Annotated in this window: 18 protein-coding genes; all 18 read left to right on the plus strand. The window is 26.7% G+C overall.

Going from position 1 to position 21,759, the window contains the following annotated elements; all coding sequences use genetic code 11:
• The first annotated feature begins 28 nt into the window (after positions 1–28).
• The 18 genes from NNC19_RS12645 (at position 29) to NNC19_RS12730 (ending at position 21,585) form a co-directional block, all read left to right on the plus strand.
• Positions 29–844, plus strand: coding sequence for a 6-hydroxymethylpterin diphosphokinase MptE-like protein (locus tag NNC19_RS12645; protein WP_310939024.1), 816 nt, complete (start codon positions 29–31; stop codon positions 842–844).
• Positions 845–885: 41 nt separating this feature from the next.
• Entirely contained in the window at positions 886–2,007 is a 1,122-nt protein-coding gene (locus tag NNC19_RS12650) for a TDP-N-acetylfucosamine:lipid II N-acetylfucosaminyltransferase (protein ID WP_310939025.1), read from the plus strand.
• A 36-nt stretch (positions 2,008–2,043) separates the two neighbouring features.
• The gene (locus NNC19_RS12655; protein WP_310939026.1) at positions 2,044–2,607 is read left to right on the plus strand and encodes an acyltransferase; all 564 of its coding nucleotides are present in this window, start codon (positions 2,044–2,046) and stop codon (positions 2,605–2,607) included.
• A gap of 4 nt (positions 2,608–2,611) precedes the next feature.
• On the plus strand, positions 2,612–3,715 hold the full coding sequence (locus NNC19_RS12660; RefSeq protein WP_310939027.1) for a DegT/DnrJ/EryC1/StrS family aminotransferase: 1,104 nt from the start codon (positions 2,612–2,614) through the stop codon (positions 3,713–3,715).
• Positions 3,715–5,112 (plus strand): oligosaccharide flippase family protein, encoded by a 1,398-nt coding sequence (locus tag NNC19_RS12665; protein ID WP_310939028.1) that lies wholly within the window; start codon positions 3,715–3,717, stop codon positions 5,110–5,112. The genes NNC19_RS12660 and NNC19_RS12665 overlap by 1 nt, the downstream gene beginning before the upstream one ends.
• A gap of 21 nt (positions 5,113–5,133) precedes the next feature.
• A complete protein-coding gene (locus tag NNC19_RS12670; RefSeq protein WP_310939029.1) occupies positions 5,134–5,805 on the plus strand; it encodes an acylneuraminate cytidylyltransferase family protein in 672 nt (223 codons plus the stop codon).
• Positions 5,802–7,376: an aldolase catalytic domain-containing protein gene (locus tag NNC19_RS12675; RefSeq protein ID WP_310939030.1), complete on the plus strand. Its 1,575-nt coding sequence runs from the start codon at positions 5,802–5,804 to the stop codon at positions 7,374–7,376. The genes NNC19_RS12670 and NNC19_RS12675 overlap by 4 nt, the downstream gene beginning before the upstream one ends.
• A 13-nt stretch (positions 7,377–7,389) precedes the next feature.
• On the plus strand, positions 7,390–8,415 hold the full coding sequence (locus NNC19_RS12680) for a sugar kinase (protein WP_310939031.1): 1,026 nt from the start codon (positions 7,390–7,392) through the stop codon (positions 8,413–8,415).
• Positions 8,416–8,860: 445 nt separating this feature from the next.
• Entirely contained in the window at positions 8,861–11,128 is a 2,268-nt protein-coding gene (locus NNC19_RS12685; protein ID WP_310939032.1) for a glycosyltransferase, read from the plus strand.
• A gap of 13 nt (positions 11,129–11,141) precedes the next feature.
• Complete coding sequence (locus tag NNC19_RS12690) at positions 11,142–12,338, plus strand: glycosyltransferase (protein ID WP_310939033.1); 1,197 nt, start codon at positions 11,142–11,144, stop codon at positions 12,336–12,338.
• Complete coding sequence (locus tag NNC19_RS12695; protein WP_310939034.1) at positions 12,335–13,636, plus strand: O-antigen ligase family protein; 1,302 nt, start codon at positions 12,335–12,337, stop codon at positions 13,634–13,636. Before NNC19_RS12690 ends, NNC19_RS12695 begins: the two co-directional genes overlap by 4 nt.
• Positions 13,637–14,149, plus strand: coding sequence for an acyltransferase (locus NNC19_RS12700; RefSeq protein ID WP_310939035.1), 513 nt, complete (start codon positions 13,637–13,639; stop codon positions 14,147–14,149).
• Between the two features lie 58 nt (positions 14,150–14,207).
• The gene (locus NNC19_RS12705; RefSeq protein ID WP_310939036.1) at positions 14,208–15,278 is read left to right on the plus strand and encodes a glycosyltransferase; all 1,071 of its coding nucleotides are present in this window, start codon (positions 14,208–14,210) and stop codon (positions 15,276–15,278) included.
• 52 nt (positions 15,279–15,330) lie between these two features.
• Positions 15,331–17,370, plus strand: a complete 2,040-nt coding sequence (locus NNC19_RS12710; protein WP_310939037.1) for a glycosyltransferase — start codon at positions 15,331–15,333, stop codon at positions 17,368–17,370.
• A complete protein-coding gene (locus NNC19_RS12715) occupies positions 17,371–18,954 on the plus strand; it encodes an oligosaccharide flippase family protein (protein WP_310939038.1) in 1,584 nt (527 codons plus the stop codon).
• Positions 18,902–20,023 carry a radical SAM protein gene (locus NNC19_RS12720; protein ID WP_310939039.1) on the plus strand — a complete coding sequence of 374 codons (1,122 nt, stop codon included), beginning with the start codon at positions 18,902–18,904 and terminating at the stop codon, positions 20,021–20,023. The genes NNC19_RS12715 and NNC19_RS12720 overlap by 53 nt, the downstream gene beginning before the upstream one ends.
• Positions 20,024–20,026: 3 nt before the next feature.
• Positions 20,027–20,965 carry an LCP family protein gene (locus tag NNC19_RS12725; protein WP_310939040.1) on the plus strand — a complete coding sequence of 313 codons (939 nt, stop codon included), beginning with the start codon at positions 20,027–20,029 and terminating at the stop codon, positions 20,963–20,965.
• Between the two features lie 122 nt (positions 20,966–21,087).
• Positions 21,088–21,585, plus strand: coding sequence for a hypothetical protein (locus NNC19_RS12730; protein WP_310939041.1), 498 nt, complete (start codon positions 21,088–21,090; stop codon positions 21,583–21,585).
• Positions 21,586–21,759: the final 174 nt, after the last annotated feature.

Consider the following 21,759-nt stretch of genomic DNA (forward strand, 5'->3'; position numbering starts at 1 on the left):
AAATTAATTTTGGAGGTAGCATTTTTAAATGAAATTAAAGAAAATTATTAAATCAAATAAGTTTTTATATTACATTGCAAGACAAATAAGAAAAATCCAATACTATCTTATACCAATGGGAAAGTTTAGGTATAAGAGATTTCTTAGAAGTAATGGAATATTAAAAAATAAATATATTGAAAAAATAAAAGATTATAAAGATAAACATAAAGGGCAAAGATGCTTTATTATAGCAACAGGGCCTAGTCTTACTGTTGAAGATTTAGAAAAATTGAAAAATGAAATTACTTTTGGAATGAATTCTATTTCAAAGATTGGAGAGAAAACAGATTGGAGACCGACATATTATGGAATTCAGGATGAGTTTGTTTATGAAAAACTGAAAGATAGCATTTTAAAAATTGATAAAAATATTACTATTTTTACATCTGATGTTTTAGCAAAGAAAAAAAAGTTGTTATCAAATAATATTGTTCAAATACCACTTTACTGTATGGATCATTTAATTAATCCAAATTCGTCTAAATTCAAATTTAGTAATAACTGTCATGATATTGTGTATGATGGTTATTCAATAACATATACTTTGATGCAGTTAGCAGTATATATGGGTTTTAATAAAATATATCTTTTAGGTGCAGACTGTAGCTATGCAAAAAATGGACCTCAACATTTTATTGAAACTGGTGTAAATGATCTAGGCATTGATTTTATTACAGAACGATTATTTAATTCTTATCAAGTTGCAAAAAAATCTGTAGAAGAAAATGGAGTGAAAATTTATAATGCTACTCGTGGTGGGTGCTTAGAAATATTTCCACGTGTAAGCATGGATGAAATATAATTCAAACATTTTCATTCTATTTGAGGGAGGAAATATAGACTATGGATAAAATAAAATATCTACATGTTATGACACAACCTTCAGTTTTTTTTAATGGTAATATCATTGAATTATTGAATTCTGAGATAGGAGTTTTCAATCCTGAAGAGCATTTGTTTTTGGTATGCTTTGATGATATATACGAAAAGTACAAGCATTATGGCAATTTGATTCTTGTGAAGAAGTTAATGAGTAAGAATTATGATAAATTTATTTATTATAGTAAAAAAGCTGAGTATATTTTTTTACATCAAAACTGGTTTTATGATTTCAAAAGATTTATTTGTACACCAACTAAAATTAAAAAGAAATATATATGGTGTGTTTGGGGGCATGACCTATATATTGATTATAAAATATGTAATGGAATAAAAGGATTTTTAGCCCAAAGTGCTAGAAAAGTTGGAGACTTTTTAATTAACTATGAGATAAAACATTATCATGGTGTTGGAATTGGGTTTAAGTATGATGCTTTGGAAATAAAAAAAAGATTTAAAAATAAAACTAACATTTTAATGTGTCCTTATCCAAATGGTATGAGATTAGATGAAATAGATTCGATTATTAGAGAAGCAAATGTTTATAAGGAAGATAAGAATAAGCCTGTAAAAATTATGGTTGCACATTCAGCTCATGAATACCTACACCATAAGGAAATGTTGGATAAGTTATCTGCATACAAAGATAGGAACATAATTGTATCACTGCCATTAGTATATGGGAACAATTCATATGCAAATTACATTGAAGAATTTGCTAAATCTCTATTTGGTGATAAAGTAGAAATACTTAGAAAAAGGATGGATATTTATGAGTATATTAAATATTTAAAGTCTGTTGATATAGCTATATTAGATCAAGTTCAGCAAAGTGGATTAGGAAATTTGTACTATCTATTGTATTTAGGTAAAAAGGTATATTTGAATAAGGGTGGTTTTCTAAAATTAGCTTTTCAATTAGAAGGCAGTTACTTTGATACAACAGATTTAATAGGTATTGAACCATATGAACAATTTATTAAAAGCAACAATACCATGGAAAGTGCAAAATTATATGCAAAGTATATTTTGAATGAAAAAAATTTAATTGATATGTGGAAATCAACTCTTGACTGCTTAAAATAGAAAATCAAATTATAAAAATAAGTGGAGGAACTAAAATTGGATAGTTTCTATAGTTCAGAGGAATTAAAAGAATTAGGTTTAAAAAAATTTGGAGAGAATGTATTGATAAGTCGTAAAGCAAGTGTTTATAGTGCAGAAAATATCACCATAGGAAATAATGTTAGAATAGATGATTTTTGTATTCTAAGTGGGAAAATTATGTTAAGTAACTACATTCATATAGCTGCTTACACTGCTTTATATGGGGGAGATAAGGGTATTATAATTGGAGAATTTGCAAATCTCTCATCAAGAATATCAATATATTCTATAAGTGATGATTACTCAGGGGAAACAATGACAAATCCAATGATTCCGGATAGATTTAAAAATATTCAAAGTGAAAAAGTAATAATTGAAAAAAGTGTTATCGTTGGAAGTGGATGTGTTATTTTGCCAGGTGTTGTACTAAAAGAAGGCAGTGCATTTGGTGCGATGTCATTAATTAATAGAAGTTCAGATTCATGGAGCATTAATGTTGGAATTCCATTTAAGAAAGTAAGAAATAGAAGTAAAAAATTATTGAGTTTAGAAGAGGAATTTAAAAAGGAGTGTTTATAAGTTTATGAAAAATACAATACAAGTAACTCGCTCTTCAATGCCTTCTTTAGATGAATATATTGAAGAAATAAGGGATTTATGGGAAAGTCATTGGCTCACTAATATGGGGATAAAACATAAAAAGTTAGAAGTATATTTAAAAGAATATTTGAATACCCCTAACATTACACTTTTTACCAATGGTCATCTTGCACTTGAGTGTGCAATAAAGGTTTTAAATCTTACTGGGGAAGTAATAACAACACCTTTTACATTTGCATCTACAACCCATGCAATTGTAAGAAATGGCTTAGAACCAGTATTTTGCGATATTAATACTGATGATTATACCATAGATGTGAGTAAGTTAGAAAGTTTAATAACAGATAAAACTTCCGCAATTATTCCTGTACATGTTTATGGTAATATATGTAATGTTAAAGAAATTGAAAAAATAGCAAAAAAGTATAATTTGAAAGTTATTTATGATGCAGCTCATGCTTTTGGAGTAACAGTTAATGGAGAAAGTGTTGCAAATTTTGGGGATGCTTCAATGTTTAGTTTCCATGCAACAAAAGTTTTTAACACAATTGAAGGTGGAGCTATAACTTATAAAAATGATGAGTTAGCTAAAGTGTTGTATGATATAAAGAATTTTGGTATTACAGGGCCAGAATCAGTTGAATATATTGGTGGGAATGCTAAGATGAATGAGTTTCAAGCTACTATGGGCATTTGCAATCTTCGACATGTTAATAAAGAAATAGAAAAAAGAAAAACTGTTGTAGAGAGATATGTTGAGAGATTAAATGGTATAAATGGATTAAAGTTATGTAAACCACAAAATGGAGTTAAGAGTAATTATGCATACTTACCAGTAGTATTTGATGGATATAAAATGAACCGTGATGAAATTTTTGAAGCATTAAAGCAAGAAAACATTAATGCTCGTAAATATTTCTATCCTTTAACAAATAGCTTTAAATGCTATAAAGGTAGATTTAATCCTGATGAAACTCCAGTGGCAAAATATTTATCTGATAGAATTATAACACTTCCACTATATGCTGATTTATTAATTGAAGATGTTGATAGAATTTGCAATATTATTTTGGGAATAGATGAATAATGAAGATACTATTTCCAAAAAACAAGAATATAAAAGCAAGTAGCTTTTATTTGTTTGGCAATTTATTTAATAAAGCAATTGCATTTTTAACTATACCAATATTCACACGTTTATTAACCACAAGTGAGTATGGTATAGTGAGCACATATATTTCATATGTAACAATAGTAGGGACTTTTGTAACTCTTTCACTAGGGAGTTCAATACGAACTGCATTTGTTGATTTTAAATCGGATTTGAATTCTTATATATCTTCTATTATGTTTCTTTCTATTTTGAATTTTTGCATAACCTCTATAGTAGTTATAGTAATTAAGTATTTTTTCGCACCACAAGTTGATGTTATGCTGACAGTGTTTTGTCTCATTCAAGCCTTTATGTCATGTGTAATTGACTCTATTTCGATTAAGTATATGATGGAATTTAAGTATCTAAAAAGAACATTTTTATTAGCTGTTCCTAATATGCTAGTTGTAATTTTTTCAATAATTTTTATTTTATTTATGGATAGTAATAAACAAAATGGGCGAATATATGCTTATGTTTTGGTATACTCCATATTTGGAATTTATTATATAGCAAGTATATTTATTAATGGTAATAAATTTGTTTTTGTGAATTATTGGAAATATGCATTAGGATTCTCTTTACCATTAATTTTTCATGGTGTATCAGTAGTAATATTAGCTCAATTTGATAGAGCTATGATTACAGCCATGAAGGATGCTTCAGAAACAGGAGTTTATAGTGTAGTTTATAATTTTAGTATGATACCATTAGCAATAACTACAGCGCTGGAAAGTGTTTGGATCCCTTGGTTTACTGATAAAATGAAATCAAATGACAAAAAATCTATAAATAAAAATGCTAAAACATATATAGAACTTGTTACAATTATGGTAATTTGTATAATGTTAATAGCTCCTGAAGTTTTAACAATAATGGCACCAAAAGAATATTGGAGTGGAAAAATTTTAATTCCACCAATTGTATTGGCATCATATTTTATGTTCCTATATTCTATTTCAGTTGATTTAGAATATTATTATAAGTCAACAAAAATTATTGCTATTAATACATTAATAGCAGCCACAATCAATATTATATTAAATTATATATTTATCCCATACTATGGAGCTTTAGCAGCTGCTTTTGCAACTGTTATTGCCTATGCTGTTTCTTATGTTATCCATTATCTTGCAGCTCGCAGATTAGATAATCAGTTATTTCCTTTTATAACATATATAAAATCTATCTCTATAATGGGGGGAACAGTATTAATTTCATATATCAGTATGGATAATTGGATTGTTAGATGGATAATAGCTATATTGGGATTCACTTTATATGTATTAATAGCTTATAGAAAGCATAAATTTTCGATTTTATTAAAATAAATTGTAGAGGTGATAATAACAATGAGAACAGTTGCTGTTGTTCCAATGAAATTAAATAATGAACGTCTTCCTCAAAAGAATACAAAGAGGTTTGATAATGGAAAACCGTTATGTTATTACATTCTTAATACATTATTGAAGGTAGAAGGGATAGATCAAATATATGTCTATTGTAGTAATCCTAAAATAAAAGATTATATACCTAGTGGAATAAAATATTTAAAAAGAAAAGAAAGTCTTGATACATCTCAAACTCCAATTAATGAAGTTTTAAAATGTTTTGCTGAAGATGTACATGCAGATATATACTTAATGACACATGCAACAGCTCCTTTTGTAACTGCTGAAAGTATGCAGGAGTCTTTAGAGGCAGTTAAAAGTGAAAATTATGATTCTGCACTTGCAGTTCAAAAAGTACAAGAATTTTTATGGAAAGATGGAAAACCATTTAATTATGATTTAAGTAACATCCCAAGAACACAGGATTTACCTGTAATATATAGTGAAACAAGCGGGTTTTACATATATAGAAAGGAAATCATTTTAAAGCACAATAGAAGAATAGGTTTTAAGTCATATTTGAAAGAGGTTTCAAAAATTGAAAGTATTGACATTGATGAATATGATGATTTTGAAATTGCAAATTCAATATTTAATATGGTAATTCTAAAAAATAAGAGAGGTAATATATGAATAAAATAAAAGTTTTGGATTGCACATTACGTGACGGAGGTTACGTTGATAACTGGAAGTTTGGGTGTGAAAATATTAAAAAAATCATATTAAAATTAATTGATGCAAATATCAATATAGTTGAATGTGGTTTTTTAACAGATAAAAAACATTATAGCAATGACTATTCAAAATTTGATTCAATACAAAAAATAACAGATTTTTTACCAAAAGACCGACAGAATGTTGAAATGGTATGTATGATTAATTATGGAGAGTATAATCTTAAAGATATTCCAGAATATGATGGTTCTTCTGTTGACGGTATAAGGGTTGCATTCCATAAAAGTGATTTAAAAGGTGCATTAGAGTTTTGTAAAGGTATAGTTCAAAAAGGATATAAACTTTTTATGCAACCTATGGTTTCTGTTTCATATACGGATTATGAATTCATAAAACTTATTGAAGAAGCAAATGAGATAAAGCCATATGCTTTTTATATAGTTGATAGTTTTGGTGTTATGAAAAGAAAAGATTTAATGCGTTTATTTTATTTAGTTGATCATAACTTGGAGGAAGATATTTATGTAGGTTATCATTCACATAATAATATTCAACTAGCATATTCAAATGCACAAGCGTTGATAGATTTAAAAATAAAACGCAAACTCATTATTGATTCTAGTGTATTTGGAATGGGAAGAGGCGCTGGAAATTTAAATACTGAGTTATTTATTGAATATTTGAATGATATTAATGGTGGAGAATATAAATCAAGACCTTTGCTACAAATAATTGATGAAGTACTTACTAATATTTATTTAAGTAATTATTGGGGGTATTCACTTCCGCATTACATTTCAGCAAAACATAATTGTCACCCAAACTATGCTTCATATTTAGCTGATAAAAATACACTTACAGTAGAAGATATAAGTAATATTTTAAGTTTTATGGATGAGGTAAAGAAAAATAATTTTAATAAAGAATATATAGAAAATTTATATTTTAATTATCAATCGCATAAAATAGATGATAATATTGCAATCTCTAAACTTAAAGAAATTTTTAATGATAAGAAAGTTATTGCAATTGCCCCAGGAAGTAGCATTAATGACTATGTTGACGAAATAAGGTGTCAATCATCTATGATGGATACTATTATTGTTGCTGTTAATTTTGAACCTGAAAAGATAAAGGGGGATTATTTATTTATAAGTAATTTACGTCGTTATGAAGAATTAAAAGATAAGATTAAAAACAATCTAATTTTTACATCAAATATTAAATTAGATAACAATGCTGAGTATATAATTAACTATATTGATTTATTAAATGAGATTCCAGCAGTTAGAGATAATGCTGGACTAATGTTAATTAGACTATTGATTAACTTAGGTGTTAAATCAATTAAATTAGCAGGGTATGATGGATATTCCTATGATGCATACGAAAATTATGTTGAAAAAGATATGGCTTTTATTAAGAAACATTCTGTTGTTGATGAATTAAATGAAGGAATGAAAAGAATGCTTAACCAATTTTCAAGACAAGTAGAGATCGAATTTATAACAAAAACAAAGTATTTTTAACTGGAGGTGTAAAATGAAGGTAATTACTTTCGGAGAGATATTACTTAGACTAGCACCGCAAGGATATTTAAGACTTTTTCAAAATAATAGTTTAGAAACTTCTTTTTGTGGAGCAGAAGCTAATGTAGCAGTTTCATTGGCTAACTTTGGACTTGACTCCAGTTTTGTTACAAAACTTCCTAAAAATGATGTTGCTGAAGCTGCAATTAATTCCTTAAGATATTTTGGTGTAGATATCTCAAAAATTGTAAGAGGTGGAGAACGAATTGGATTATATTATTTAGAAAAGGGAGCTAGTCAACGTTCATCAAAAGTTCTTTATGACAGGGCTTTTTCAGCAATTTCTCAAGCAAATAGAAATGATTTTGATTGGGAGACTATTTTTCAAAGAGCTGAATGGTTCCACTTTACTGGTATTAACCCTGCATTAAGTCCAAATTTAGAAGAGATTTGCTTAGAAGCTTGCAAAACAGCTAAAAAAAAAGGAATAACAATAAGTTGCGATTTGAATTATAGAAAGAAGTTATGGACATCTGAGAAGGCAAGACAAGTTATGAGTAAATTTATGCCTTTTGTGGATGTATGTATTGCAAATGAGGAAGATGCAGAAGATGTATTTGGAATAAAATCAAAATACACAGAAGTTTCATCTGGAAAACTAAATCACATAGGATATAAAGAAGTAGCTAAGGCTTTGCATGATTGTTTTGGATGTAAGTATGTAGCTATAACTTTAAGAACCAGTATTTCAGCAAATGATAATAAATGGGCTGGGATGTTTTATTCTTCATGTGAGGATAAATATTGCTTTTCAAAAGAATATAATATCCATATAGTTGATAGAGTTGGTACAGGTGATAGTTTTTGTGCAGGGATTATATATGGACTAATTAAAAAAATGTCATCTCAGGAATGCTTGGACTTTGCAGTGGCAGCAAGTTGTTTAAAACACTCTATTGAAGGAGATTATAATAGAATTGGTATAGAGGAAATAAAAAATCTTATGTTTGGTGATGAATCTGGAAGAGTTAAAAGATAAATAGAGTTATATTATTAGAGATATAATCTAAAATAGGAATATATAGTTAAGTTGTTATCGATATTATAATATTACATTTTCACTTAAATAATTTTATAATTCAATAAAAAAGAGATACTTAGGTTGTTTTTAATAACTCAAAAATTTTTTCTATCAGTTATTGAAGTGAGTTATATATATATTGCAATATATATAACTCACTATAGAGTGTCGACAAAGTCGACACTTTTTCGTTGTATGAATAATTCAGAATTAAACAATTCTTTTTACTTTATAAAAAAATTAAATATGTTAATTAACTACATATAGTTTTTATGAGATATTAAAAAAATGTAATAATCTATTTTAAATTCACATAGTTTGTAAAAGTAGAAGGTGTGTTTATTAAATTACAGTAGATTAGTGAAGAGGAATATATCAATAATCAAATTAATAAGGAGCAAGAATGAAAAAAGTTCTATTTGTTGCAACTTTTGTGAAGAAGCATATTATGGCATTTCATATTCCTTACTTGGAATGGTTCAAACAGAATGGTTATGAAGTTCATGTATGTTCAAAAAATGACTATGAAAACGAAAAAGATTGCTGTATACCATTTTGTGATAAATTCTTTAATCTTTCATTTGAGCGTATACCATTTAAATTGAAAAATATAAGTGTATATAAACAATTAAAGAAAATAATTGAAAGCAATGAATATGAAATTATTCACTGCCATACTCCAATGGGAGGTGCATTAGCTAGACTTGCAGCACGAAAGGTTAGAAAGAAAGGAACCTGTGTCATTTATACAGCACATGGATTTTATTTTTATAAAGGATCACCAATTAAAAATTGGTTAATTTATTATCCTATTGAATGGTTTTTATCAAGATATACTGATGTGCTTATTACTATAAATAAAGAGGATTATAATTTAGCTAATAAACAATTTAAAATTAAAAAAATTGAATATGTCCAAGGAGTGGGGGTAAATATTAAAAAATTTAGTACAGCTGGAATTAATAAAGAAAAGAAGCGTATTGAACTTGGAATACCAGAAAAGGCAATAGTTTTATTATCTGTAGGGGAACTAAATAAAAATAAAAATCATGAATTAATTATAAGAGCGGTAGCAAAGATTAATAATCCTAGTATTTATTATGTAATTTGTGGAGTAGGCGGTCTTGAAGGAAAGTTAAAAGATCTAGCTATAGAACTAGGAATTGAAAAACAATTCAAATTGTTAGGATTTAGAAATAATATGGAGAATATTTATAAAATTGCAGATATATTTGTATTCCCTTCATATCGAGAGGGACTACCATTGTCCATTATGGAATCTATGGCAGCTGGACTTCCAGTTATTTGTTCAAATATTAGAGGAAACAATGACTTAATTCAAGAGGGGAAAGGTGGATATTTAGTATATCCTGATGATGTTCATGGATTTGCAGAAGCTATTGAAAAAGTTATTTCTAATGATATGGACATGGGCAAGTTTAATGTTGAAAAGGTTAAAGAATTTGATCTAATAAGTGTAAAGAGAAAAATGGAACAAATCTATTTAAGGTGTGAAAAGCAACATATAAAAAAAAGAGGTATTATGTTTTTACGCTCAAATCCTGTTGATCCTGATTCTAGGGTTGAAAAAGAAGTTAATACCCTCATTAAAAATGGGTATGATGTTAAAATTATTGGATGGGATAGAAGTGAAAAATACAAATGTAAGGAAAAAATATTAAAACTAGAGCATGGGTATGTAAAAATATATCGTTTAGGAATTCCAGCTTCATTTGGGGGTGGATTTAAAAGTAATCTAAAACCACTAATAAATTTTCAATTTAAATTAATGAGAAATTTAGTGAAGCATAGGAATGAATATGATTTAGTTCATGCATGTGATTTAGATACTGCTCTTACAGCATTCATTTGTTCAAAATTATTAAAGAAGAAATTAATTTATGATATTTTTGATTATTATGTACAGGCGTTTAGCGTTCCAAAAATGTTAAAGAAGAGTATAGAATCATTAGACCATAAGATTATAAATAATGCTGATGGAGTTATTATTTGTACAGAAAAAAGAAGAGAACAAATTATTAAGACATCACCTAAAGAACTTGTTATTATTCATAATACACCACCTATAGTAGAAAATGAATTTAAAACTATAAAATTAAACCAGGAAAAAGTTAAGATAGTCTATGTGGGGATTTTAGCAAAAGGAAGATTTATAAAAGAAATTGGAGATATAGTTAAAGAAAATAAAAATTATGAACTTCACATCGGTGGGTTTGGTGAATTAGAGTCATATTGTAAAAATCTTAGTGATGAGAATGAAAATATTATTTTTTATGGCAAGTTAGAATACAGAAAAACATTAGAACTAGAAAATAGTTGTGATATTATGACTGCAATCTATGATCCATCAATTCAAAACCATCACTATGCAGCTCCAAATAAATTTTATGAATCTCTCATGCTTGGAAAACCTGTTATTATGGCAAAAGATACAGGGGTTGATTCCATAGTATTAGAGAATGAAATAGGGCAAGTAATTGATTATAACAAAGATAGTTTAGTAAAAGGAATTGATAATTTAGTAATGAAAAGAGATGAATGGGCAGATATGGCTAAAAAAATGAAAAAGATTTATATTAATCAATTTTCTTGGGGCGAAATGGAAGATAGGTTATTGGAATTATACTCGAAAATATACAATAAATATTAAGGAGAGAGTATAAGTGAAAAAGATAGTGTTTGTCTGTGATTCATTAAGAATAGGGGGGATACAACGTTCCTTAGTAAACTTAATGAATGCTATAGATACAGAAAAATATAGTGTGGATTTGTTTCTGTTTTTTAATGGAGGAGAGTATAAGAAATTTCTAAATAGTAATATAAAAGTTATTACTGGAACAAAGCTTCTAGGTTTGGCAGGAATGACTAATAATATGGTGAAAAAAAAGTGTAGTTTGTATATTCTTAGAAAGTTATTATCTATTTTTTGCTTAATATTTGGAAGTAAGGTAGTGTTTAAATTTATATTTCTATTTGAAAAAAACTTAAAGGGGTATGATATTGCAATATCTTATTCAAATAATGTAAATAATAGATCATTATATTTTGGATATAATTTATTCGTTTTAAATAAGGTTATTGCAAAAAGAAAAATAGCTTGGATACATGCTGATTATGCAGCAGTTGGCTTAAATAATAAATATAATAATGGAGAATATGAAAAATTTCATACTATAATTAATGTTTCAAAAACAACAAAAGATAGTTTTGATATGGTAGTACCTAAATGTAAAAAGAAATCAGAATATATCTATAATATTATTCCAAATGAAGAAATTAGCTTTCTTTCAAAAGAGTACAATCCTTATAATACTGGGGATAGATTATTTAGAATTGTTAGTGTATGTAGATTAGATGCAAATAAATCAGGAAAACAATTAGTTATTACTGGAGAAAAATTAAAAAAAGCTGGAGCTAATTTTAAGTGGTATATTGTTGGAGATGGACCTGAAAGGGCTAGTCTAGAAAAATATATTGATACTAATAATTTAAGAGATAATATAAAGGTTATAGGAAATGTAGATAATCCGTATCCATATATATCAGGTGCTAATCTTTTTGTATCTGCTTCTAAGTCAGAATGCTTCCCATTAAGTATAGCAGAGTCCTTAGTATTAAATACTCCAGTTGTAGCAACTCACTATCCTGCACTTCATGAATTAATAAAAGATAATGTAAATGGATTTATAGTTGGCAAAGGAGAACAAGATTTATTTGAAAGAATATTTGATTTAATAATTAATAGGGAATTATATGAAAAAGTAAAGAAAGATTCACGGCTTATAGATGTAAGTAATATTAGGACCTTAGAGAAATTATATAAAATTATTGAAATCAATCAGGAGGAAAATATAGATTGAGAGATTCTGCATTAAAATCTAATAAAAGAAATTCTGTAAATTACTTAGCTAGTTGTTTAACAATTCCCTATATAGTTATTTCTTTACTATATATTAAAACAGATAATTTTAGATATATTTGTTTTTTCCTTATGATACTTTTTATAGTAGGATTTTTTATATTAAAGAAAAAAGTACATTTAAGAATGAAATATGCTATTCTAATATTATTTTTAATATTAGTTACTATTTCATTTCTTTCAACAAGTGGATTAGTTGAATCAATAAAAAATACAGTAATGATTATATTAAGTTTTGCACCTATATTTATATTTGATTTTTTCTATTTAGAAAATTCAAATGATAGAAAATATGCAAAAATTTTTTTATGTTTTATAATACCAGTACTTTTATATACAGTATTTGCAACGTTATATTATTTATATAGTGATCCACAAGTTGCTAGGGAAATGGTTACTTGGAATCCCAGTTCAGAAGTGATAGATTCAACATTACCAATAGCAATAGGAGGAGGATATGCTCTTATTTATGGGGTTATGCTTATACCTGTTGTATTATTCTATATAATAAGAAGAATTCAGTGTAAAGCTAAAATGAAACTTTTATATTTTATCTTAATGCTTTTCTTTTTATATTTTATTTTTAGGTCAGGATTTACAACAGCATTTCTAATTTCTCTTTTTGGTATATATATAGTTTTTTTAAGTAATATCCAGCATAATAAAGTTCTTAAAATGATTATTATATCAGTAGTTACAATTATTGCAGGCTATTTATGTATTTATTTTGGAGTATTAGATTATATTGGAGGGTTACTACCATCTGATTCAATTATATCCATTAGATTAAATGAAATTAGACCAGCATTATTTAATGGAAATAAAATTAGTAGTTTTGGTCTTAGATTAGAGTTACTTCAAAAAAGTTTTAGTGCATTTATAAATAATCCATTATTTGGAGTTGGATATAAAGTAGGACAGAGTTATGCAAATGAAGGAACATTACTTGGATTACATTCAGAATGGGTAGATAATTTAGGTAGATATGGAATTGTCATGGGACTTCCATACTTTTCATTCATATTTTTATGTTTTAGGGATTTAATTAAAAAATATAAAAATACAAAATATAAAGATTTAATAGTAATACTAGTTTGTTTAATAATTTTATTAGGCTTTTGCAATCCTATAAAAACATCATCGGCATTTTTATTTTTATTTGTAGTTGTACCTAGTTATTTAAATATAGAATTTCATAATTCTATAAATAATAAGAAGATTATTAGAGGAGATGGGTAAATGATATCTAGAAATTTATATTATATGTTGTATAAAATTTCAAAACACTTTCCTTCTTCTGATAGTAAAGTTAGGTTTAAAGCAAAGGAAATTAGAGGATTTTTAGTTAGAAAATTTGTAAAATCAGCAGATAAGAATATTAATATAGATAAAGGTTGTGATATTCCCTTTGATCTAGTTATTGGACATAACTCAGGGATTGGAATGTATTCTAAAATAGGTTCAAAAGTGACCATTGGTTCTAATGTAATGATTGCACCTGAATGTTATATATATACTCAAAATCATAATTTTAATAGACTAGATATCCCCATGTGTGAGCAAGGAATATCAAAAGCAAAGCCTGTTATTATTGGAGATGATGTTTGGATAGGAATTAGAGTTACAATATTATCTGGAGTTAAAATTGGACAGGGAGCTGTTATAGGGGCAGGAAGTGTAGTTACTAAAAATGTTGAACCATATTCAATTGTAGCTGGAAATCCTGCTAGAATAGTTAAATTTCGAAAATAGAAAACATAGTTTAAATCTCTATGGAATTAAAAAGAATTATGAACGGATGGGATGTTAGATGGGAGAGATAATTAATGAAGCAGTAAATGGGATAAAAGTTAGTGTTATTATTCCAATTTATAATATGTCAAAATATTTGAATAGGAGTATTGAAAGTGTGAAAAATCAAACTCTTAAAGATATAGAAATCATTTTAGTCAATGATGGATCAACTGATGATAGTTTAGATATTTGCAGAGAATATGAGAAAATTGATAAGCGAATAAAAGTGATAGATAAATCTAATGGGGGAGTATCTTCTGCAAGAAATGCAGGAATTGAAACAGCTATAGGTGAATATATAGGTTTTGTTGATCCAGATGATTGGATTGAATCTGAAATGTATGAAAATATGTATGGGCAAGCTAAAGAATTAGAAACAGATGTGAACATTTGTAATTATAGAATAGAAAATAATGAACAATCTATTCCAATAGTTTTAGATATAAGAAAAGAAATATTAAACAGAAATGAAATTATTTATAATCTTATAGCAAATATGATATCAAGCAATGATTTGAATAGCAATGCGCAAGTTATTATGGGAAGTGTATGTTGGTTAATTATAAGTAAAGAATTAATTGATAAATATAAGTTTAGATTTATAGAAAACATTAATTTTATGGAAGATCTTATTTTTTCAATACAAGTACTATTAAAAAGCAATAAAGTTAGCCTTAATGAAGGCATATATTATCACTATATGACTAATTTAAATTCAGCAGTAAGTTGTTATAGGGAAGATTTTATAGATATAGAAAAGCAAGTTTTTAAAATAATAGAAAATATATTAAAAGAGGAAAACATCTATAATATATTAGTTGAACGAATGAATGTAAGATATGTTGGTGTGCGTATAAATTTAATTGCAAATGAATTACATAAGGAAAATAAGAAGAAAGTAAGTGAAAAAATAAAGAAAATTAACACACTGTGTAAGGATAAAAGAGTGAAGGAAATTTTAAAAACTATTGATACTAAAGAATATACCATTAGAAAAAGAACTGTCTTAACTGGCATTAAGTATGAGTTTGGACTATTTCTTTATATATATTATTTCATTTTAGTAAGAATATATTTAACTAGATAATCAATGAAAATAAATTGGAAAAATTATAAAAACAATATTTTAGGAGCTAAAAATGAATGAACTTATAAGTGTGATTATACCTATTTATAAAGTGGAAGATTATCTTAAGCGATGTGTGAACTCACTTTTAAATCAGACATATAGAATTTTAGAAATTATTTTAGTTGATGATGGTTCTCCAGATAGATGTGGAGAAATTTGTGATGAATATGAAGCTTTGGATAATCGAATTAAAGTAATTCATAAAAAAAATGGTGGATTGTCAGATGCCCGTAATGCAGGCATAGAAATTTGCAAAGGTAAGTATATAACATTTGTTGATAGTGATGATTGGGTACATGAAATGTATATTGAGAATTTATATAAGTTATTAATAAAAACAGATTCAGATATAGCGGTTTGTAATTTTATTAGGACATCAACAGAGGACATAAAAGTTCATATTTTAGCAGAAGAAATATATGAATATTCTAATATTGAAGCACTAGAGCAATTTTTAGATAAGTTTTATGTACAAATGGTTATAGCTTGTGGAAAGCTATTTAAAAGAAGTCTATTTAAAGAAATTAGATTTCCAGTAGGTAGATTACATGAAGATGAATTTACAACTCATAAGTTAATTTTTAATGCTACTAAAATAGTATTAACTACTGCACAATTATATTATTATTGGCAAAGAGAAGATAGCATAATGGGAAGTGGTTTTAATTTGCAGGGAATGCTAGATAAAATAGACGCTATGGAAGAGAGAGGAAGATTTTTTGATAGTATTGAGCAAATAAAACTTAGGAATAGAACATTTAGAAATGTCTTTTATTTATTTAAAGAAGTAAATGATAGAGATAACTTATTTAATAAGGTAGAAGATGAGATGAGTTTTAAGAAAAAATTTAAAAAGTTTAAGCAAACACTAAGAAAAACTAACCAAGGAATATTTTTTTGGATGTTCTATCAAACTTATTATATTACCCCTAAAGGTGCTAATGGTATATTTAGCACATATATAGATAGAAAATATATTTTAAATAAAATAAAATTGAGAATTATATCTTTTTTAAGACCTCCAGTAAATTGGATTAGGAGAAAAATATTTAAATATAAGTTAAGTTCTAATATAAGAAAAAAAAGAAGCTTATATAATAAATGTATTTTTTTAATGGCTACTCCATGCCATGGAAATTTAGGAGATCATGCAATTGTATATGCTGAATATAAATTTTTAAATGATATGAACCTAATTAATCAACTAATAGAGATAAAAAATTATGAATACCTAAAATACAAAGATATAATAAAAAAATATATTAATAAGGATGATGTCATAATAATTGATGGTGGAGGAAATTTAGGAACTTTATGGCCACATGAAGATGATAAAATAAGTGAGATAATAGAGAGTTATATTAATAATAAAATTATTGTTTTTCCTCAAACTTGCTTTTATTCAAATGATTTTGAGGGAAAAGAAAGAATAAAGAAATCAATTGATATTTATTCTAAACATAAGGATTTGACTATAACATTAAGGGATAAACATTCATATGAATTTATTTGTAGAAATTTTCCTACAGTTAAATCTATATATGTACCTGATATAGTGCTATACATTAATAATGTTTCAAAAGACATTGTAAGAAGTGGAGTATTGTTATGTTTTAGAAAAGATTTAGAAAAAGTAGTGCCTGAAAAGGAAATAAATAAGATAAAAGAATATCTAAAATCAAAAAATATATCATATATTGAAACAGATACAATTATTAATAAAGAAGTTACTAAAAAAAATAGAAATCAAGAATTATTCAAGAAGTGGAATGAGTTTTCAAAAGCTGGTTTAGTTATAACAGATAGACTTCATGGAATGATTTTTGCCACAATTACAGGAACTCCATGTATTGCTATAGACAATAAGAGTAAAAAAGTTAGTGGAGTTTATAACTGGATATCATCATTAGAATATATAAAAGTTTGTGATGATATATTAAAAGTTAAAGATGAGATACAAAATTTATATAAGTATAAATCGAAATATAATAGAAAAATATTAGTGAATGAATTTAATAAAATTTCCATGGAATTAGAAAAGGGTATATAAATGAGAGGATTAAGTGAAAATCAGAAAACAGCTATAAATTTAGTCAGTAGCATTATTGTGACAGGAATAAGTGTTTTAGTTAATTTTCTACTATCTCCATATATTGTGAAACACTTAGGAGAAGAAGCAAATGGATTTACTCAACTTGCCAATAATTTTATAACCTATGTTTCACTTATTACTATTGCTTTAAATTCTATGGGGGGAAGATTTATAACTATTGAATATCACAAAGGAAAAATTGATAAGGCAAATTCTTATTATTCATCGTTAGTCATTGGGAATTTAGTTATAGTATTATTTTTTATAGTTCCATCAATAGTTACAGTAATGAATTTAGAAAAGATAATAAATATAAGTCAAGCAAATGTTTATGACACAAAATTATTATTTGCATTTGTTTTTGCTAATTTTTTTGTGAATCAGATATGTGGAATATTAAATATATCTATGTATGTTACAAATAAACTTTATATTGCTAATATTATAAATTTAGTAAGGACAATATTTAATGGAATATTATTGTTTGGAGTATTTAACCTTTTTACAGCACAAATATATTATGTAAGCCTAATAGCTTTAATGCTGACAATAATAACATTTCCTATACTATTAATTGTTAAAAGAAATATTTTACCTAAAGTTATTTTTAGCAAAAACTTATTTAATATTAAACATGTTAAAGATTTAATTACATCAGGAATATGGAATACTATAAATCAATGTGGAAACATATTAATGACAGGACTTGATTTATTGTTTGCAAATTTATTTATTAATCCAGTAGAGATGGGACTTTTATCTATTGCAAAAGTTGTACCCAATACCATAATACAGATTGCATCAACTATAAATTCTAATTTTTCACCAGCTTTAACAATAACATATGCAAATAATGATAAGAAAACATTAATAAATCAAATACGAGCAAGTATGAAAATATCAAGTATTTTAATTTCTATTCCAATAATGGTTTTCTCTATATTAGCAATAAAATTTTATAGTCTTTGGATGCCAACTTTAAATTCAAAAGCATTAACAATTTTAACTTTTTTAACTTTATTAGCTTTTATTCCTCTTGCAGGGCCACAGGTTTTATATAATGTCTTTACCACTACAAATAAACTACGTTGGAGCTCTGTAACTTTTTTAGTTTCTGGATTTTTTAATTTTATAATTGTAGTTATTCTATTAAAATGTACAAGTCTTGGAGTTTATGCTATAGCAGGTGTAAGTTCAGTGATTTCAATATTGAGAAACCTAATATTTGTAGTACCTTACACTGCAAGACTTTTAGGATTAAAATGGTATGAATTTTATAAAGATGTGGGAGTATCATTAGCATGTTGTTTGATTACAGGGATTATTTCTTTATTTGTAGGATCGTTAATTCCATATGATTCATGGATAACAATTACAATGGCTGCTATAATATCTAGTTTACTTTCATTTGTAGCAAATTCATTTATTGTTCTAAATGAAAATGAAAAAAATAAATTGTTAAAGAAGATATTAAGAAGAGAGAGGGCTTATGGAAAAGATAAAAAGAGCAATTTTAGTTCCCATTCCAATGTCAATTTGTAATTTTAGATGCCATTATTGTTATTTAGCTCAACGAGAAGAATGTTTTCAAAATATACAGCCTAAGTTTGAATATTCACCAGAACATGTAGCCAAAGCTTTATCACCTGAAAGGTTAGGGGGATTGGCCTTTATGAATTTCTGTGCTGATGGAGAGACTTTACTTACAAAAGACTTGGATAAGTATATTTATGAATTAGTGAAAGAAGGTCATTATGTAGAAATAGTCACTAATTTGACTGTAACTTCTGCATTGGAAAAAATACTGTCTTGGGATGCTGAATTATTAGAAAAAATTGAATTTAAGTGTTCATTTCATTATCTAGAATTAAGGAAAAGAAATTTATTAGAAACATTTGCAGACAATGTAAAGAAAATATGGGAAGCTGGTGCTTCAGCTAATATTGAAATAACACCAAATGATGAATTGATACCATTTATTGAAGAGGTAAAGGAATTTTCTTTAGCAAATTTTGGAGCATTGCCTCATTTAACAATAGCAAGAAATGATAATACAAAAAGGATTGATTATCTAACAAAATTACCAATAAGTGATTACGATAAAATATGGTCTCAATTTGATTCAGAGTTTTGGAGATTTAAAAAAGAAATATTTAAAGTGAAACGCAATGAGTTTTGCTATGCAGGAGATTGGATGCTAGTTGTTAATTTAGCAACGGGATTTACTAGACAATGTTATCTTAGTAATTATAATTTTAATATATTTGAGTCTATTGATAAACCTATTCCATTTAGGGCAATTGGAAAGTGTAATGAGCCTCATTGTTATAATGGACACGCCCTTTTAACATTTGGGTGTATTCCTAATATTACAAAGGTGAGATATGGAGATATAAGGAATAGAATTAAAAATGACGGTACTACATGGTTACAACCAGGATTATATGAATTTTTCAATTCAACCCTTGGTGAAAATAATGAAGAATATCCTCAATTGAAGAAAGCATTAATAAAAACCCAAAGCAATGTTCAGTATATATATGGTATTTCAGGTAAAATAGTTAGAAAAGGTTTTGCAAAAATAAGTAGGATTAGAAGAGGAAAGGAATAATTTATGAAGAAAAAAATCCTAATCATAATATCAATAATCCTATCCATAATAATCATAATCACAACAACAATGTATTATAAATACTACAAACCAATCTCAAATACAAATCAACCAGAAGAAGACAACCAATCTCAAATACAAATGAAGGATTCAGATCTAAACATTTCACAAGAAACCAAAGAAAAAAGTAAAGAGAATAATATAGAAAATTTATTGATATTAGGGATAGACAAACAAGAAAATGCCTCTGATACTATTGATGTATTATCCTTAAACAGAAACAATAAAACAGCAAAGCTAACATCCATAATGAGAGATACATATGTATACTTTGGAGATAATATGGCTAATAAAATAAATTATGCATATCATTATGGGGGCGTGCCTCTCACTATATCTAAGTTAAATGAATTATTTCAACTAGATATAAGCAAATATATTAAAGTTGATTTTGAAGGGCTTATAAATACAGTTGATACATTAGGTGGGATTACAATTAGTATTACAGATGAAGAGAGAGCTTATATAAATGGATCATGTAAGGATAAATATTTAGATAAAAGTGGTGAAGTATTACTAAATGGAGAGCAAACTTTAGTTTTTTCTAGGCTTAGAAAAATAGATAGTGATTTTCAGAGGACTGCTAGACATAGAAAGATTCTGTTTGCTATATTTAGAAAGTTAAAGGATGTGTCTATAACAGATTATAATAAGATTTATTCTGAAATGTCTCCTTATATTGAAACTAATTTGAGTGCCTTTGAAATAATTAAATTTGGATTATTATGTAATAAATTAGGAGCTGAAAACTTACAGGATTTTAGAATTCCTATTGATGGAACAACTAAAGATAATACAAATGGGGTGTATCATCTTGATTGGGATAAAGACAAGAATACAGAAGCGCTTCATAAATTTATATATGGGGATGCTCAGAATTAATAAAAGGTGGAATAGACTTAGAAAATTTCATTTTTATTAAGAAAGTTATGGTTAAGTTGAATAATTTTACAGTTAATGGTAGTATAATATCTATATGAAGAACTTTAAAGAGGAGGAGTGTTATGACAACAACAAGAAGTAATGAGGGATATACTTATTTTTTGCAAAAACACATTAATGAAAACAGAGAAAATTCAAAAGAGATTCAGGATTATGATATAGAACAAATTAAAGTAGAAGATAAAATAATATATGAAAAGTTAAAATTAAGTGATATTGGAATAGAGTTTAATAGTGAAGAATTTCATATCTGGAAAGAAGGAAATAAGAAGCTATTTTTTCCAGCATTAGATGCTCCATGGGAAGTTAGAAGAGCTTGGAGAGAACATCAAGAAAATGTAGCAAGAGAAAAGGCGGATAGCAAAAAGAATTTTAGAAGCTTAGAAGATCAGATGTGCTTAAATATATCAAAAATGAATGGCTTATTCTTTGGTATAAGATTAAAAGATCTTAGTGATTATTCTTATTTAATTAATTTAGCTATTAGCACATATAATGAAATTTACAATAGAACAAAAAATTCAATTTTTAAAGAATATGTAAATTTGTTATCTATTTAGAATAAAGAAAGTTGTTTCTAAAGGGATTAAGTTATCCAATTTAGAACAGCTTTATTCTTAACTACATAAACACATGATAAAAAGTGGCATTTGGCCACTTTTTTTAATGTAAAGGAAAGTATAAAAAAATCTTAAACTGAAAGCTAGATTTTATCTAGCTTTCAGTCGCGTTAT

The organism is Clostridium sp. SHJSY1, from assembly GCF_031626875.1.
In the GTDB taxonomy this organism is placed as follows: domain Bacteria; phylum Bacillota; class Clostridia; order Clostridiales; family Clostridiaceae; genus Clostridium.